The 15,109-nt window shown below is 63.7% G+C and carries 10 protein-coding genes; 1 reads left to right on the top strand and 9 read right to left on the bottom strand.

The annotated features are described in order from the left end of the window. Nucleotides 1-94: 94 nt before the first annotated feature. From BUC04_RS21435 to yfcC, 5 genes are all read right to left on the bottom strand, one after another. Entirely contained in the window at nucleotides 95-1,576 is a 1,482-nt protein-coding gene (locus tag BUC04_RS21435; protein WP_067662421.1) for a VWA domain-containing protein, read from the bottom strand. Beyond that, nucleotides 1,563-3,197: an ATPase RavA domain-containing protein gene (locus BUC04_RS21430; RefSeq protein ID WP_067662424.1), complete on the bottom strand. Its 1,635-nt coding sequence runs from the start codon at nucleotides 3,195-3,197 to the stop codon at nucleotides 1,563-1,565. Before BUC04_RS21430 ends, BUC04_RS21435 begins: the two co-directional genes overlap by 14 nt. Before the next feature lie 126 nt (nucleotides 3,198-3,323). Beyond that, nucleotides 3,324-4,295: a succinylglutamate desuccinylase/aspartoacylase family protein gene (locus BUC04_RS21425; protein ID WP_143165837.1), complete on the bottom strand. Its 972-nt coding sequence runs from the start codon at nucleotides 4,293-4,295 to the stop codon at nucleotides 3,324-3,326. Then, nucleotides 4,288-4,884, bottom strand: coding sequence for a 3'-5' exonuclease (locus BUC04_RS21420; RefSeq protein ID WP_067662429.1), 597 nt, complete (start codon nucleotides 4,882-4,884; stop codon nucleotides 4,288-4,290). Before BUC04_RS21420 ends, BUC04_RS21425 begins: the two co-directional genes overlap by 8 nt. A gap of 130 nt (nucleotides 4,885-5,014) precedes the next feature. Then, nucleotides 5,015-6,553 (bottom strand): putative basic amino acid antiporter YfcC, encoded by a 1,539-nt coding sequence (gene yfcC / locus BUC04_RS21415; RefSeq protein ID WP_067662432.1) that lies wholly within the window; start codon nucleotides 6,551-6,553, stop codon nucleotides 5,015-5,017. Between the two features lie 379 nt (nucleotides 6,554-6,932). On the opposite strand from yfcC, the gene BUC04_RS21410 reads away from it, so the two are divergent. Further along, nucleotides 6,933-8,312 (top strand): GntP family permease, encoded by a 1,380-nt coding sequence (locus BUC04_RS21410; RefSeq protein ID WP_067662435.1) that lies wholly within the window; start codon nucleotides 6,933-6,935, stop codon nucleotides 8,310-8,312. 297 nt (nucleotides 8,313-8,609) lie between these two features. Here BUC04_RS21410 and BUC04_RS21405 read toward each other — a convergent pair whose 3' ends face one another. The 4 genes from BUC04_RS21405 to hrpB all read right to left on the bottom strand — a co-directional run bounded on the left by BUC04_RS21405 (nucleotide 8,610) and on the right by hrpB (nucleotide 15,096). After that, on the bottom strand, nucleotides 8,610-9,125 hold the full coding sequence (locus tag BUC04_RS21405; RefSeq protein ID WP_067662438.1) for a gluconokinase: 516 nt from the start codon (nucleotides 9,123-9,125) through the stop codon (nucleotides 8,610-8,612). Nucleotides 9,126-9,240: 115 nt separating this feature from the next. Further along, nucleotides 9,241-10,239, bottom strand: a complete 999-nt coding sequence (locus BUC04_RS21400; protein WP_067662441.1) for a substrate-binding domain-containing protein — start codon at nucleotides 10,237-10,239, stop codon at nucleotides 9,241-9,243. Between the two features lie 24 nt (nucleotides 10,240-10,263). Beyond that, entirely contained in the window at nucleotides 10,264-12,621 is a 2,358-nt protein-coding gene (gene mrcB, locus BUC04_RS21395; protein ID WP_067662444.1) for a penicillin-binding protein 1B, read from the bottom strand. Between the two features lie 12 nt (nucleotides 12,622-12,633). Continuing rightward, the gene (gene hrpB, locus BUC04_RS21390) at nucleotides 12,634-15,096 is read right to left on the bottom strand and encodes an ATP-dependent helicase HrpB (protein WP_067662447.1); all 2,463 of its coding nucleotides are present in this window, start codon (nucleotides 15,094-15,096) and stop codon (nucleotides 12,634-12,636) included. Between the last annotated feature and the right edge of the window lie 13 nt (nucleotides 15,097-15,109).

The following is a 15,109-nucleotide window of genomic DNA, read 5'->3' as shown; positions in this document are numbered from 1 at the left end:
GATGCTCCTTACAGCTTGGCCATTGCGTGCAGGGCTCGCATTATGCCCCAGCGATGTGACCCAGCTCCAGCATTTTTCACCGAATTCTCTTCAGTTAGCGACCGAAGTGTTTGCCCAGGCCGGTATCCAGCGGCCAGCTGCGATCAAACTGGGCCAACAGGCCGTCGTTGCCGTGACGGGAAAGAGGGATGGCATGAAAACGGCTGCCTCGTTGGCGGGCCGCATCCACCTTGGCCAGACGCTCTGGTTTCATCCGGGGGGCAATAAAGTCCGACACCATCAGCACATCGGCGTTGGCGAATACCGAGCTGGAGAGGCTGTCGCAGGCCAGATCGATGCAGGGGCCCAGATCGGTACCACCATGGAAGTGGTAGCCGAGGAAGTCCCGCAATTGGCTCAGCCCCTGGCTGCCCACCAGGTCAAACTGCACCACCTGAGTGGAGAAGATCAGCACCTGGCAATCGCGCCCATCCCGAACCGCAATGCGAGCCAGCGCCAGGGCCAACGCCTTAGCGCAGCGTTCCGGGTAGCCCTGCATCGATGCCGAGGTGTCGATGCAGAGGATAAAGGGGCCGCCGTGCTCCATCGCCTCGCTGGGGCGGGCGCGAAACACGTTCTTCACCTTGCCCTGCACCGGCTGTTTGCCACGCATCTGGTAGACCAGCAGCTGAGAGTCGATCAACTGCTTGTAGAACAGTAGCTCCAGCTCCTCGCTGGAGAGCAGCGACATCGCCACCGCCAGTAGCCGCCCCAGGTCTTTGCCCTGCTGCACCCCCACCACCTCTTCCGGCAGGGGGCTGGGGCGGATCTCCCGCGCCGTCGCCGGCTCCTTGACCCGACGGATACGGCCGCTGTTGGCTGCCTGGGCCATGCGTCCCAACTCCTCAGCCAAGGTCTGGATCTGGGCCTGGCGGCTGAGCCAACGGGCCAGCTTGCCCAGGTCCTTGCGCTGGCGCTTGGACAGGGTCACGTCCGCCATGTCCCATAGTCGCCCCGCTTCGCCGGGCTGGTGCACCGGGATCAGCTCCGCCAGGGCTTCGGTGCCCTCCATTCGCCGGTAGAGCTCGTCCAGCAGTTGCTCCCGCTGTTTATCCAGCAGCGCTAGCTGGTCGGCCAGGTAGCGCTGTTCAATACTGACCTGCCACTGTGTCAACAAGGACTCCAGCGCGTCTGGTTGACGCGAGCTGGGCATCTGCGCGACTTCCTGGGCAAAGCGGTTGAGTTCGTCGGCCATGGGGGAGTGACCCTTGAGCTGCAGCCGTACCGCATCCAGCTCATCGAGGAACTGGCCCACGTCCTGCTGCATCGCGGTTTCCAACAAGCTGATCTCGCGCCGGGCCTCCTTCGGCAGCGCCTGGCCCTTGAGCACCGACTGCAGCTGCTGACTCCAGCGGGTTAGCTCTTCATCCAGCGCCTGAACCAGGCCAGGGGTGGCAAAGCGCTGCTGTTGCTGCAGCTGGTCACGCAGGGCATCGCGACGCTGACCGACCAGGCGGCCAAGCAGATGACCCAGCGCCTGCTGATGACCAGGATCCCGGGCGGCGCGATCCGGGTAGTGGGACTCACTGGGCGTCATAGCTGCACTGAATGGTTTGCCACAGGCGTTCGGCGCTATCCATGCTTTGACGCAACCGATGCATCTGCTCAGTCAGGTCATCCAGGCTTTCGGTGACCATGTCGGTCAGGTCGGTATCGATGAAGTTGTGGGGCATGGTGCGGTTGAACATCGCCCGTTGATCCATCAGCTGCTGCTCGAGCTGATCGGTCTGCAGGGTCAGGGCCGCCAGTTGCTCCTCCCACTCCTGCCGGGTCAGTCGGCTGACCGGCCAGGGGCCCAAGGCTGCCACCGGGATCTCCCGGTTAGCCACATCCTTGAGCACCAGGTGGTGGTTGGCATCCAGCGCCAGCTTGATGGCGTAGGACTGGGTGTCATGATCGTTGATGAAGCCCGGTACCGTGCCTTCCCCGTGGGCCACCAGCTTCTGCAACTCGGTGGCTGCCACCCGCACCATGGCGGTGGGCTCATCCAGGTCCTGGTGCAACGGGGTTTGAGCCAGCAGCGGCAGCAACACCGCCATCTCCCCTACCCCAGCGCGGGGCTCCAGGTTCGCCTCGTTGAGATCCAGCTCGTAGCGCTCGCCGCGCAGACTGCTGGTTTTCACGGTGCGTGGCATCAGGGCTTCGGCGCGGGTGTGGGCCAGGCGGTCCAGCTCAGCATGGAGGAACAGCAGCTGCTGACGCATGTCGCTCTGCTCGAAGGCCACCTCTTTGGCGTACTGCCCCATCACCGTCTGGATCAGCTCCCGGGTGGGCAGGTCGCGCCACAAGCAGTTGCGCAGGATCAGGATATCGGTGGGCGAGACCGTCATCCGGCCATTGAAAAAGGCACTGGCCTTGAGCAGCGACACCGACTTCTTCCAGCGACGGTCAGAGACGTAGAGATCCAGCTCCGGGTGCTCCTCCTGACGCTCCTCCACCAAGGTCTTAAGCTGGTAGATCTTCTCGAAACAGGAGTCCGGCAGGGAGACGGCCTTAACCCCCTCCTTCCACTCGCGGTACTCCTGCTCGGTGATCTTCAGCCCGGCCGGCACAGGATCGCTGTACATGTCTGAGCTGTCCCCCACCATCACCTTAAAATGCTGCTTCTGGGAGACCCGGTCGGCATAGACCCGCAACAGCATCCGGTCGTAGAGGGGCTCCAGGCTGGAGTCGCCGTCGGGCAGCTCATTGGAGGCGGTGATCAGCAGGCGCATCGGCACCTGCAGGGTCTGGTTGCCGTTGCGGTAGACCTTTTCGTTCACCACAGTCAGTAGAGTGTTGAGGATCGCCGGCCCGGCCTTCCAGATCTCATCCAGGAACACCACCGATGCTTCCGGCAGGTAGCCCTCGGTCAGGCGCACGTAGCGGCCTTCATCCTTCAGTGCCTGGATCGACAGGGGGCCGAACAGCTCCTCCGGGGTGGAGAAGCGATTCATCAGGTACTCGAACGCACTGCCCTCTTCAAAGGCGTGCATGATCCGGCGGGCAATCAGAGACTTACCGATTCCAGGGGGGCCAAGCAGGAACACACTTTCGCCGGTGAGTGCTGCCAGCAGGCACAGCTTGAAGGCACGGTCTCGCTCGTAGACGCCGGTGGAAAGCGCCTGCACCAGGCGAGTAATGCGAGTCGCCAGCAGGCTGGAATCTTCGTACATCATTGAAAGTCCCCAAGTTAGATGTGCCTAATCTACCCCTCCCGCCAGCCTGTGGGCAACCAATGCAAGGAAATCCCGTCACTCCCTGACGGGATTTTCGTCACATTTTGGCAACAAGGGTATCTCCCCTCAGTGCAGCAAGCGAGCCAGCAGGGTACCCGGCTCGCGCAGCGGATCGGTGTTGAGACTCAACACCCAGCCGTCACAAGGGGCATGGTAGCGCCGTGCCTCCTGGCCGAAGGGGTCGTATTGAATGCTCAGCAGTTCGCCTGTGACCACACGCTGTCCCAACCTTACCTGGGGCAGCGCCATGCCCCCTAGATCCGCCCGAATGGTGGTGGTTTGGGTGCCCTCCACCGGCTGGTTCTGTGCCGCCGGGCAGGGCGAAATCAGGCCAAGGTGGCCGAGCACCCGGCGCAATCCCGTCACCGCCCGGTCGATAAGCTCAGGTTCGATCACCTTGCCACTGCCCACCTCCAGGGTAATGCAGGGGATCCCGGCCCGGTTAAGCTCACTTTCCAATACCCCGGCTTCGCCGGGGTCGTCGAGGATGGCGTCGGCGCCGATCTGCAGCGCCATCGCCCGCACCGCCTCGATGCGGTAATCGGCAAACACATAGAGCGGGTAGCTGGCACCGCGGGTCTGGGTATGCAGGTCGAGCACGTAGTCGGCATTGCCCATCAATAGCCGCTGCCAGATGGCATGGAGGTAGCGCTCGGCGCTGCTGCCATCGGCCTTGCCCGGGAACAGGCGGTTAAGATTGACCGGCGAGCTGTCGGGATCCGAGGGAATAAAGTCGCGGCTGTGCTGCAGCATGCCCGGCAGGTTGAGGCTGGGCAGGATCACCAGGGTGCCAGACATCCCCTCGGGGCTCAGCTCCCGCCCCATCCGCTGGGCAGTCAGCACGCCATTGAGCTCATCACCGTGGGTACCGGCCACGATCCAGACCCGGGGGCCCGGCTCGCTGCCTTTGAGCACCAGCACCGGCAACTGCCAGCTCTGGCCATTGCCCATGGTCAGGGGCACGAAGCGCAGGGCATGACGACCCGGGGCCAGTGCGGCCAGATCCAGCTGCTCTATCAGCTTGGCTAGTTCAAACATCGGCGGCTCCGCTGGCATTCAAAGGCGCCCACAACTCGCCGGCCTTGATCATCGCAATCACGATGCGGGCCAGGGTGGTGGCGTCGGCCTCGGCGTTATGCTGCGGCTGCGCCAGGGTCACCCCGTAGCGCTCGGCCGCGGCCTTTTGCGAAGCTCGGTCTCGCTTGCTCTGGCAGTGACAGAAGCGGTAGTAGTCCGCCAGGTTGAGCAGGCCGTTATGAAAGGGGTACTCCACCCCTTTGGCGACGAAATCCGGCTCCATCCAGCGTCGTTCGTCCCCCCAGGTGACCAGGGCATTCCACCGCTGCGCCACACCCCAGCGCTCCTTGAGCAGATGGGTGACGTGATCCAGCGGCATGCCGCGTTTATCCAGGGTGGATTGGCTGATGCCGGTCAGCTGGTAACAGAACTTGGACACCTCATGACGGGTGTTGCTGACGTAGTAGCTGCCGGTCTTCTCAATCTCCAGGGTGTCGGCGTTGATCAACGCCAGACCAAACTGGAATATCTCCAGGGTTTGCGATTTCTGAAACGCCGGGTCGTCCCAGCAGCTCAGTTCGGTGTCAATGCAGACAATCCGCTTTGCCATCCCATCCTCAGTCTATAAAAAAGAAAAAAGCCGGCCTCGTGGCCCGCTTTCCAGTATTTGCGGTTTGTCGGCGCCGGGCAAACCCGGCGCCGACAAATGCGGTGGGGCGCGTCGCCTCCACCGGCTATTGTCACTGATATCCCAGCAGTTGTGCCAGTACCACGGCCACCGAGGAGAGCGCCATCAGCAGCAGCACGAATCGCCAGCTGAAGCGCGCCCAGTCAGCCCAGTCCACCCGACAGACACCCAGGGTGGCCATCAGCGAGGCGGAGGTGGGGACGATCACGTTGGTGAAGCCGTCACCGAGCTGGAACGCTAGTACCGCCACCTGACGGGAGACCCCCACCAGATCCGCCAGCGGTGCCATCAGCGGCATGGTCAGGGCCGCCTGACCGGAGCCGGAGGTGACAAAGAAGTTGAACACCGACTGGAACATCAGCATAAACCAGGCCGACAGCACCTCCGGCAGGCCACCGATGGTGTTGGCGGCACTGTTGAGGATGGAGTTCAGTACCGTGGCTTCGCTGGGATCGGCGCCACCGAGCAGCAGCAGGATCCCCTTGGCACAGCCCACCAGCAGCGCGGCGGGCAGCATAATGCCGGCACCATCCTTAAAGGCATCAGCGGCGTCGTTGACCGTCATGTCGTTGAGGCGGAAGGCGATACCGATGATGCCGGCGACCAGGCCCATGGTGAAGAACTGGGAGGCGATCTCCGGGATATACCAACCCTGAGTGACCACACCCCAGATCACCCAGACCAGGGTCAGCAGCACGGTCAGCATCACCAGGCTGTCACCCAGGTTCCAGCGGCTGTCTTTCAACGCGGTTACCGGCTGGTCACGGAAGTGCTTGTCGCTGTGGAAGCTGTAGGAGCGCTCCGGCTTGGCCTTTACACCCCGGGCATACCACATGGTGAAGCCGATGCCGACCAGGGTGAAGCCCACCCACAGGGCGATACGCAGACTGGAGCCGGACAATACCGGCACCCCGGCGACGCCCTGGGCCACGGCAACCGAGAAGGGATTCATCCAGGAGGCGGCAAAACCGACCTGGGTGGCGACATAGGTCACCATCACCGTGGTGATGCCGTCGTAGCCCAGCCGGATCATCAACGGGGCGATGATGATGGCAAAGGCCACCGCCTCCTCCCCCATGCCAAAGACGGCGCCACCGAGGGAGAACAGCGAGAACATCACCGGGATGAACAGCGCCTCGTTACCCTGGGTTTTGTCGATCAAACGCAGGATGCCGTTGTCGATGGTGCCGGTGCGCATCACCACACCGAAGGCGCCGCCGATCACCAGCATGAACATGATCACGCCGATGGCACTGCCCCACTTGGAACCGGACACCAGCCCCTCGAACGGGAAGTTGAGCAGACCGACACCACCCCCCCCCTCGAACAGGCCGACCCGGTTGTAGAGCCGCTCGCCATTCTCATCCACCCCGTAGGCGAAGGAGCTGGGATCAATCACGGTGCGGGTCTTCTCCGCGCCATCGGCCAGGTAGCTGATCTCCTGGGTTTGGAAGCTGCCTGCCGGTACCAGGTAGGTCAACGCCGCGGCCAGCAGGCCAACGAAAAAGATGATGATCAGGGTATCGGGCACCTGCCAGCGTGACGGCCGTGGCACCGCCTGGGCAGAGGTGGAGTGAGAAGGTGAAGACATGTGGCACGCTCGCGATGAATCTTTATGTAATTTTTATGCATAATAACCACACCCTGGTGGCACACAAGCCTATCATAGAATTTTGTGCTGTGGCTCACACCCTATGGCTGCAGCGCAGATAACCGGGTAGCAAAGGCAAATCACAGGGGTTCACAGCCTCCCGGCTCTGCCAGGGAGTAAATCGCACTAATTCGGGGCCCATCTCACAGCCAACACCACTTTTTCACCGAAATGGTCATTTTAGACTGCCAATAGGGCAATGTTACGGGTATCATCCGAGACCGATTGTGGTTCAGCCCTAGGCTGCGCCGTCCAGTTTCTACACTTCAGGTCTGCATAAGCCAGATCTGAACACTACTCAGACCTCATAAGGTGTCCCATGAACGAAGTGGCTTCCTCTCCTGATGTAGCGTATCTGCTGTCCATCGCCGCCGGTGCAATCGCACTGCTGCTGGTGCTGATCATGCGCTTCCGCGTCCATGCCTTTGTCTCTCTGATCCTGGTCAGCCTGCTGACGGCCTTGGCCACGGGTATCAGTTACGACCAGATCCTACCGACCATGTCCGGCGGGTTGGGCGGCACGCTTGCCAGCGTTGCTCTGCTGGTGGGCCTGGGTGCCATGATCGGGGTGATTCTGGAGGTCAGTGGCGGTGCCAAGGTACTGGCCGATACCATGATCAACCGTTTCGGTGAAGAACGCGCTCCATTGGCGCTGGGTGTTGCCTCGCTGCTATTCGGATTCCCCATCTTCTTTGACGCCGGTCTGATGGTGATGCTGCCGATCATCTTCAGCGTGGCCCGTCAATTTGGCGGCTCGGTTCTGAAGTACGCCCTCCCTGCCGCCGGTGCCTTCGCCGTGATGCACGGCTTTGTGCCGCCGCACCCGGGCCCCGTGGCCGCAGCGGATCTGCTCGGTGCCAACATCGGCCTGCTGCTGTTCGTCGGCCTGGCGGTGGCTATCCCTACTTGGTACCTCGGTGCTTACCTGTTCGGTCTTTGGGCCGGTGAGAAGTTTAATCTGCCAGTGCCCAACGCCTTTGGCGCGGACAAGGCCAAGCCGGTGCCGCAAGACCAGCTGCCAAGCTTTGGCATCGTCATGAGCATCCTGTTGCTGCCAATCCTGCTGATCTTCCTGGACACCGGTCTGAACACGCTGGCCGTGGCCGGTATGATCGATGGTAGCCAGACTTGGGTTGAGTTCCTGCGTCTGTTTGGTAAGACCCCGGTCGCCCTGTTGATCACCCTGCTGGTGTGCCTGGCCTACTTCTCGAAAACCCAAGGCAAAGAGCGTCTGGAAAAGCTCTGCGGGGACGCCCTGGCGCCGATCTGCGGCATCATCCTGGTGACCGGTGCCGGTGGTATGTTTGGTGGTGTTCTGCGCGCTTCCGGTATCGGTGAAGCACTGGCCAACGTGTTGTCCGATACGGGCATGCCCATCATCGTCGCGGCCTTCCTGATCGCCACCATCCTCCGTGTGGCCCAGGGCTCTGCCACCGTAGCCCTGACCACCACTGCAGCACTGTTGTCTCCCATTGTTCTGGGCATGCCGGAGCTGAGCCAGCTACACCTGTGCTTCATCGTGATCGCCATCGCCGGTGGTGCCACCGTGCTGTCTCACTTCAACGACTCCGGCTTCTGGCTGGTCAGCCGCTTCCTGGAGATGGATGAGAAAACCACCCTGAAGACCTGGACCGTGATGGAGACCCTGCTGGGCACCATCGCCTTCCTGATGGTGTGGATCCTGAGCTGGTTTATTTAAGCCATTCTCACATCCAGAAAAAGCCGGCCTTACGCCGGTTTTTTGTTGCTGACTGAACAGCATCGCACCGACAGGAGCAAAAAAGGTGTACGGCTTTGGTCGCCTGCACCGGCTCGCGTCCCTGACACGGCTACACCCCTTCCATGATGCGTGATCGCACGCATCGTACTCTTCACGGCAGTCGGCCAATGCGGTCAGGATGAAGCTTGCGCCATAACCTCGTTAGGGGGAATGCGCTTTAAAACACAAAAAAACCGTGGCATGCCACGGTTTTTTTGTTTGGAATTGGGTCAGGGCTTAACGCACGGCATCGACACAGCGCTTCACCACCTGCGCCAGTGGCACCTCAACGCCGATGGCGGTCACATCCGCCTCCTCCGCGCCGGGCAGCTCCAGGGTGTTGTACTGATTCTCAAGCAGCGACAGCGGCATAAAGTGGCCCTTGCGTGCCTGCATCCGCTGGGCGATCAGCTCAAAGTCACCGTGCAGGTGCAAAAAGCGCACCTGGCCGTTGCCTTCGCGGATCTGGTCCCGGTAGGCCCGCTTTAGCGCGGAGCACACCACCACGGCGACCTCGTTCTTTTGCTCCACCGAGAACACCACATCGCGGATCCGCTCCAGCCAGGGAGCACGGTCGTCGTCGTTCAGGGCTTGACCAGAGGCCATCTTGAGGATGTTGGCCTTGGGATGAAGATCATCGCCGTCGATGAACTTGGCCCCCAGCTGGGTGGCCAGTTGAGCGCCCACCACGGATTTCCCGGTGCTGGATACCCCCATGATGATCAAGCTAGTGCCTGCGTCTGGCTGAGCCATTATCGTCTCCCGTTATCGAACCTGTCGTGGCACATCTGCGGTGCCTTACAACGCAATGTTACGGGTAACTTCCGCCACTGTAAATGCAACCCTGGCGAAACCGTGACCGGCCCCGTTACAGGCTGCCGGTCAGCGCCAATTGGTAGGGCAGGACTTCGTTTTCGCCCACCGGTGCGTCCTGGTCCAACTGGGCCAGAACCCGCTGGGCGGCACGGGCACCGATGTCGAAGCGGGGGGTCATCACCGTGGCCAGCTGTGGCGACATCGCCTGGCCAAAATCGAGGCCATGAAAGCCGGCGACCCCCAGCTGACCCGGTACCGCCATACCGCGACGCTGGCACTCAAACACCACCCCGGCGGCCAGGTCATCGTTGGTGCAGAACACCGCATCCATCTGAGGATAGCGCGCCAGCGCCTGGTCCAGCAGCTGGGCACCCAGGCTGAAGTTGGAGGGCTGCGGGGTGGCGACAGTAGCCGCCTGTAGCCCATGGGCGGCCATGGCGGCTTCGTAGCCCTGCTGACGCAGCCGGGTGCGTCGGTCCATCCGCGCCCCCAGGTAAACGATATGGCGATAGCCCTTGGCGATCATCGCCGACACCATGGCGTAGGCCGCCGCTTCGTTATCCACGCCGACGGACTGCTGGATAGGCTCAGCCACCACATCCATCATCTCCACCACCGGGATCCCGGCGGTTTCCACCATCCGCAGGGTACGCTCGCTGTGCTCCGATTCGGACAGCAGCAGGGCATCCACATGGTAGGAGAGCAGCGCGGTGATCCGCTCCTGCTCCACCTCGGCGTCATAGCCGTAGTGGGCCAGCATGGTCTGGTAGCCGGCCGGGGCGGTCACCGATTCGATGCCGCGGATCACCTCGGCAAACACCTGGTTGGTCAGCGAAGGCACCAGCACGCCGATGGCCCGACTCTTGGCATTAGAGAGGATGTCCGGGGCCCGATTGGGGATGTACCCCAGGGTCTCCAACGCCTCGGCAATGCGGGCACCGGTCTGCTCGGAAACCCGCGAGGGCTCACGCAGGTAGCGGCTGACGGTCATCTTGGTCAGGCCGACCTGGTCTGCCACGTCCTGTAGGGTGGGTCGCTTCTTTCGATTCATTGACTGCTGCGTTGCTCCGTTGAATTACAGCCCGAACAGGCGTTCCAGCCAGTTACGCTCGCCCGGCTCCTGGTCCGCCATCTGGGTGTGGCCACAGCCGGAGGGGGCCGGCCAGCTGGCTTGATCCGCCGGTACTGCCTGGGCCTCACGACAGCGGGCCGCTACCGGCGAGCCATCCGCCAGGAAATGGCCCTGCAGGATCTCCGCCGGGCGGGTCAGTACCAGCGAGAGCGGCTCCCGCTCACTGAGGTAATGCTGATACAGCGGCAGAGCGGCGGAGCTGCCATAGAGGCCCGCCGCGCTGTTGTCGTCTCGGCCCACCCAGGTCACCACCACATCGCGGTCATCAAAGCCGGCGTACCAGGCGTCGCGACCCTGGCTGGTGGTGCCGGTTTTCCCCGCCAGGGTGATCCCCGGGTACTGTCGGCCCAGCCGCACCGCGGTGCCCTGCTCCACCACCTGGGTCAGGGTGTGGTTGACCAGCCAGGCGGCGGAGGGTGACAGCACCTGCTCCGACGGCGGGCTTTGCTCCACCAGGCGCTCACCGGCCTTGTTGAGCACATGGCCAATGGCGTACAGCTCGCGGTAGCGACCGCCGTCCGCCAGGGTCTGGTAGAGCTGGGCCATCTGCAGCGGGCTGGCATCCAGTGCCCCCAGCAGCAGCGCCGGGTTGCTGCGCAGCCGATCGGTCCAGCCGGATTTGTACAGGGTGGAGATCACCGCATCCAGCCCCACCGACATCCCCAGGTTCACCGTGGGCACGTTATAGGACTTGATCAGTGCCTCCTGCAGGGTCACTTCGCCGCGGAACGCTTTGTCCACGTTTTGCGGCTCCCACAGCTGACCGCTGCCGCTTTTCATGGTGATCGGCTCATCTTTGAGCGGCGTCATCAGGTGGTACTGCTCTGGCGCCGCCAAGGCGGTCAGGAACACGTGGGGCTTGAGCAGCGAGCCCACCGGGCGGCGCATGTCCAGTGCCCGGTTGAAGCCGCGGAAGTTGGGGTCTTTGTCTGCCACCACCGCCAGCACACCGCCCTGGTAGCGATCCACCACCACCATAGCCGCCTGCAACTGGTCATCCTTACGGTTGCGGCTCAGCTCCTTCATCCCCTGCTTAACCGCCTTCTCCGCGGCCTGCTGGGCCAGCGGATCCAGGGTGGTGTAGACCCGCAGGCCGGACTGGTTCAGCACGTTGTCGCCAAAGCGCTCCGCCAGTTCGCGTTGCATCAGACTGCGGAAGCCCGGCAGCTTGTGACGCTGACGCCAGTTGGGATCCCGCAGGGCCAGATCCAGGCTGACGTTCTGCTGGTACTGGTGGCGGGAGATCAGTCCCTCCTCCAGCATCAGCTTGAGCACCAGGTCACGGCGGGCCATGGCCCGGTCCGGATGGCGCCAGGGGTTGTAGTAGCTGGGGCCCTTAATCATCGCCACCAGCAGCGCCTGCTGGGCCAGGTTCAGCTCATCCAGCGGGGTACCAAAATAGTGCCAGGCGGCCAGGCCCACCCCGTGCACGGCGATGTTGCCATCCTGGCCCATGTAGACCTCGTTAAGGTAGGCCTCGAGGATCTCATCCTTGGGGTAACGGAAATCGATGATCAGCGCCATCAGCGCCTCGTTGGCCTTGCGCACCAGAGTGCGATCCCGGGTCAGGAAGAAGTTCTTGGCCAACTGCTGGGTCAGGGTACTGCCCCCCTGAACGGTACGGCCGGCTTTGAAATTCACCACCGCCGCCCGGGCGATGCCGGTCAGAGAGACGCCATGATGGTCGTAGAAGGCCTGGTCCTCGGTGCGCAGCAGCGCCTGTACCAGCGCCTCAGGGATCTCCTGGCGCGGCACAAAGAGTCGATCCTCGGTTTCACCCACCAGGATCCGATCCAGCAGCAGCGGCTCGAGCTGAACAAAGCCCAGCGGCCGGTCATCCTGGGTGCGGGTCAGTCGGGCCACCCGGTTCTGCTCGAAGTGGATCATCACCTTAACCGGACTCTCGGGGCCATTGGGGCCCTCGAAGGCACGGCGGTACACCTCGATGCGGTTTACCGCGACGGCAAACTCACCCTCAGCGGCGGCGCGGCCGGTATTGCGGTAGCCCAGCAGCGCCAGCTCCTGCTTGAGCTGGCTGTGGGTGATGGGGGCGCCGGGGTAGATCGCCATCGGTCGGGCAAACACCTGGGCTGGCAGGAAGAACTTCTGCCCCTCGAATTTCTGCGCGATCCGCACGTCCAGGTAGATGCCATAGGCCACCACCAGGGTCAGGGCCACCAGCCCCAGCTTAACGCCGGTCAACAGCAGGCGACGCCACCAGGGGGTCGCTTTGGCCGCCCCGCGTTTGGAGGCCGCCTTTTTCCGCCGCCGCGGTGCCGCAGCCTTTTTCTTTTCTGCCATAGGATTCTGTCTTTAACTGAATTTCTTAGTGCGCTTGGTGGGCTGGGTGTTGGCTGGATCGTCCGGCCACAGGTGCTTGGGGTAACGGCCCCGCATCTCCTTCTTCACCTCGTGCCAGGATCCCGCCCAGAAGGCGGCCAGATCCTCGGTGATCTGCAGCGGACGCCGGGCCGGTGACAACAGCTCCAGGGTCACCGGCAGTAGGCCCCGGGCCAGTCTGGGGGTGTCGCTCTGGCCATAGATCTCCTGCACTCGTACCGCCAGTCTGACGCCGTCGGCGCGGTAGTGCAATCGCACCTCGCTACCGGTGGGAACAGTCAGCCGCTCCGGTAGCTCCTCGTCCAACAGGCTATGCAGCGACCAGGGCACCTGGTTGCGCAGCAGGGTGTAAAGATCCAGCTTGGCCAGCGCGGCAAAGCGGGTCATGCCGTCCAGGTAGGGGGCCAGCCACTGCTCCAGGTTGGCCAGCAAGGCCTCCGGGCCCAGATCCGGCCAGGCCTCCTGGCAGAGGTACTGGCGGGCCAGGGCCACCCGGGCGCAGAGGGTCTGGGCCCGGTCGCTCCAGGGCAGGCTGTCCAAACCACGGCGGCGGATCTCCGCCAGCAGGGCGCGGCGGTGGTCCTCCGGCTCCAGATCCGTCAGCGCTGACCGACGGATCACCAGGGCGCCGAGACAGAGCCGCTGCTCCGCCCGCAGCACCCCGCTTTTGCGGTCAAACTGGGCGTGACGCTCGCTAACAAACAGATGGGGGGCTTGGGCCTGCAGCGTCGCGGGATCCAGCTCCGCCGCCAGGTGAATGAGCGCATCCCCCTGGCCGACCCGTTCGTTCATGCTGGCCACCACCAGGTAGGGGCTACCCAGCAGCGGGTCCTGCTCCAGCAAGGTGGCGCCACTGCCATTGGCCAACTGGTAGCGGGCGCCGTTATCACGACACTGCGCCACCCGGTCCGGGTAGGCCAGCGCCAGCAGCAGACCCGCCAGCTCATGATGGGCCGGCTGTTTGCGCGCGCCGCGGCCCAGTTGGCGGAACCACTTTTGCGCCATCTGGCCGTGACGACCCTGGGCCGCAGCACTTAGGCGACGACCGAGATCGGCCCCCAGGTCCCGCCCCTTCAGTGGGTCACCCTCTTCGATCAGCGCCGCCAGCAGACAGGCCAGCTGCAAAGCGCCCGGGTTGTCGGCCTCCAGCTCAGCGGCCCGCACCAGCATAAGTCCCTGGCGCGGATCGGCGCCGAGCTCATGCACCCGCCGCCCCAGCCGGGTCAGACTGTCATGCTGATCCAACAGGCCCAGCTGACGCAGCACATCACGGGCGCGCTGCAGTGCCAGCTCGGTGGGTGGGTTTAACCAGGCCAGCTCCTCCGGGTCGCTGCCCCAGGCCGCCAGCTCCAGCACCAGCGAGGTTAGGTCCGCCCGCAGGATCTCCGGCGTCTCCGCCTCGGCCAGCCCCTGCTGCATCGCCTCGCTCCACAGCCGGACGCAATGACCCGGCATCAAGCGCCCGGCACGGCCGGCGCGCTGGGCCGCCGCGGCGCGACTGATGCGAGCGGTCTCCAACCGGGTTTGACCGGTACGCAGGTTGAAACCGGCCCGGCGCTGCCAGCCGGCGTCCACCACCACGGTGATCCCCTCGATGGTCAAACTGGACTCGGCGATGTTGGTGGCCAGCACCACCTTACGATGACCCGCCGATGGGGGCTGTACCGCGGCATCCTGCTCCGCTGGAGCCAACTGGCCATAGAGCGGGCAGACCCGCACATTGCTTGGCAGGCCATCCTGCAGTTGCTCGGCAGCGCGGCGGATCTCCGCCATCCCGGGCAGGAACACCAGCAGGTTGCCCTCCTGGCTGGCCAGCTGCCGTCGTACCTGGGCCACCAGCTCATTGAGCCAGCGCTGGTGGGTGGCCACCGCGACATACTCGACGCTGACCGGGTAGCTGCGCCCCTCGCTCTCCAGCAGCGGTGCCTGGGGCATCAGCTGCTGCAGCGGCTGCCCTTCCAGGGTGGCGGACATCAGCATCAGTCGTAGATCCTCCCGCAGCCCACCCTGCACCTCCAGCGCCAGGGCCAGGGCCAGATCCGTGGCCAGGTGACGCTCATGCACCTCGTCAAACAGGATCAGCCCCACCCCTTCCAGCTCAGGATCCGCCTGGATCAGCCGGGTCAGCACCCCTTCGGTCACCACCTCGATCCGAGTCTGGCTGGAGACCTGGGTTTCTCCCCGCACCCGCAGGCCGACGGTTTGACCGACCTTCTCCCCCAGCTGACTGGCCAGGTAACGGGCTATCATCCGCGCCGCCAGGCGCCGGGGCTCCAGCAGCAGGATCTTGCCCTGCAGCTCCGGCCACTCCAGCAGCGCCAAAGGCAGGGCCGTTGACTTCCCTGCCCCGGTTGGAGCCTGTAAAATCAGCTGGTTATGTTGCTGCAGTGCGGTTCGGATCGAACCGAACAGGGCGGCGATAGGCAGGTTGGACAACGGGGCTCAGGCT

This window comes from Ferrimonas marina, assembly GCF_900129905.1.
Classification (GTDB): domain Bacteria; phylum Pseudomonadota; class Gammaproteobacteria; order Enterobacterales; family Shewanellaceae; genus Ferrimonas; species Ferrimonas marina.
This window is presented reverse-complemented; position numbering and strand designations above follow the sequence as displayed.

What these genes read in the sequence shown, in the direction of transcription:
- BUC04_RS21430 (WP_067662424.1), bottom strand. Translation starts at nt 3,197, where the DNA reads ATGATGTACGAAGATTCCAGCCTGCTGGCGACTCGCATTACTCGCCTG.
- BUC04_RS21420 (WP_067662429.1), bottom strand. Translation starts at nt 4,884, where the DNA reads ATGGCAAAGCGGATTGTCTGCATTGACACCGAACTGAGCTGCTGGGAC.
- BUC04_RS21405 (WP_067662438.1), bottom strand. Translation starts at nt 9,125, where the DNA reads ATGGCTCAGCCAGACGCAGGCACTAGCTTGATCATCATGGGGGTATCC.
- mrcB (WP_067662444.1), bottom strand. Translation starts at nt 12,621, where the DNA reads ATGGCAGAAAAGAAAAAGGCTGCGGCACCGCGGCGGCGGAAAAAGGCG.
- BUC04_RS21435 (WP_067662421.1), bottom strand. Translation starts at nt 1,576, where the DNA reads ATGACGCCCAGTGAGTCCCACTACCCGGATCGCGCCGCCCGGGATCCT.
- BUC04_RS21410 (WP_067662435.1), top strand. Translation starts at nt 6,933, where the DNA reads ATGAACGAAGTGGCTTCCTCTCCTGATGTAGCGTATCTGCTGTCCATC.
- yfcC (WP_067662432.1), bottom strand. Translation starts at nt 6,553, where the DNA reads ATGTCTTCACCTTCTCACTCCACCTCTGCCCAGGCGGTGCCACGGCCG.
- BUC04_RS21425 (WP_143165837.1), bottom strand. Translation starts at nt 4,295, where the DNA reads ATGTTTGAACTAGCCAAGCTGATAGAGCAGCTGGATCTGGCCGCACTG.
- BUC04_RS21400 (WP_067662441.1), bottom strand. Translation starts at nt 10,239, where the DNA reads ATGAATCGAAAGAAGCGACCCACCCTACAGGACGTGGCAGACCAGGTC.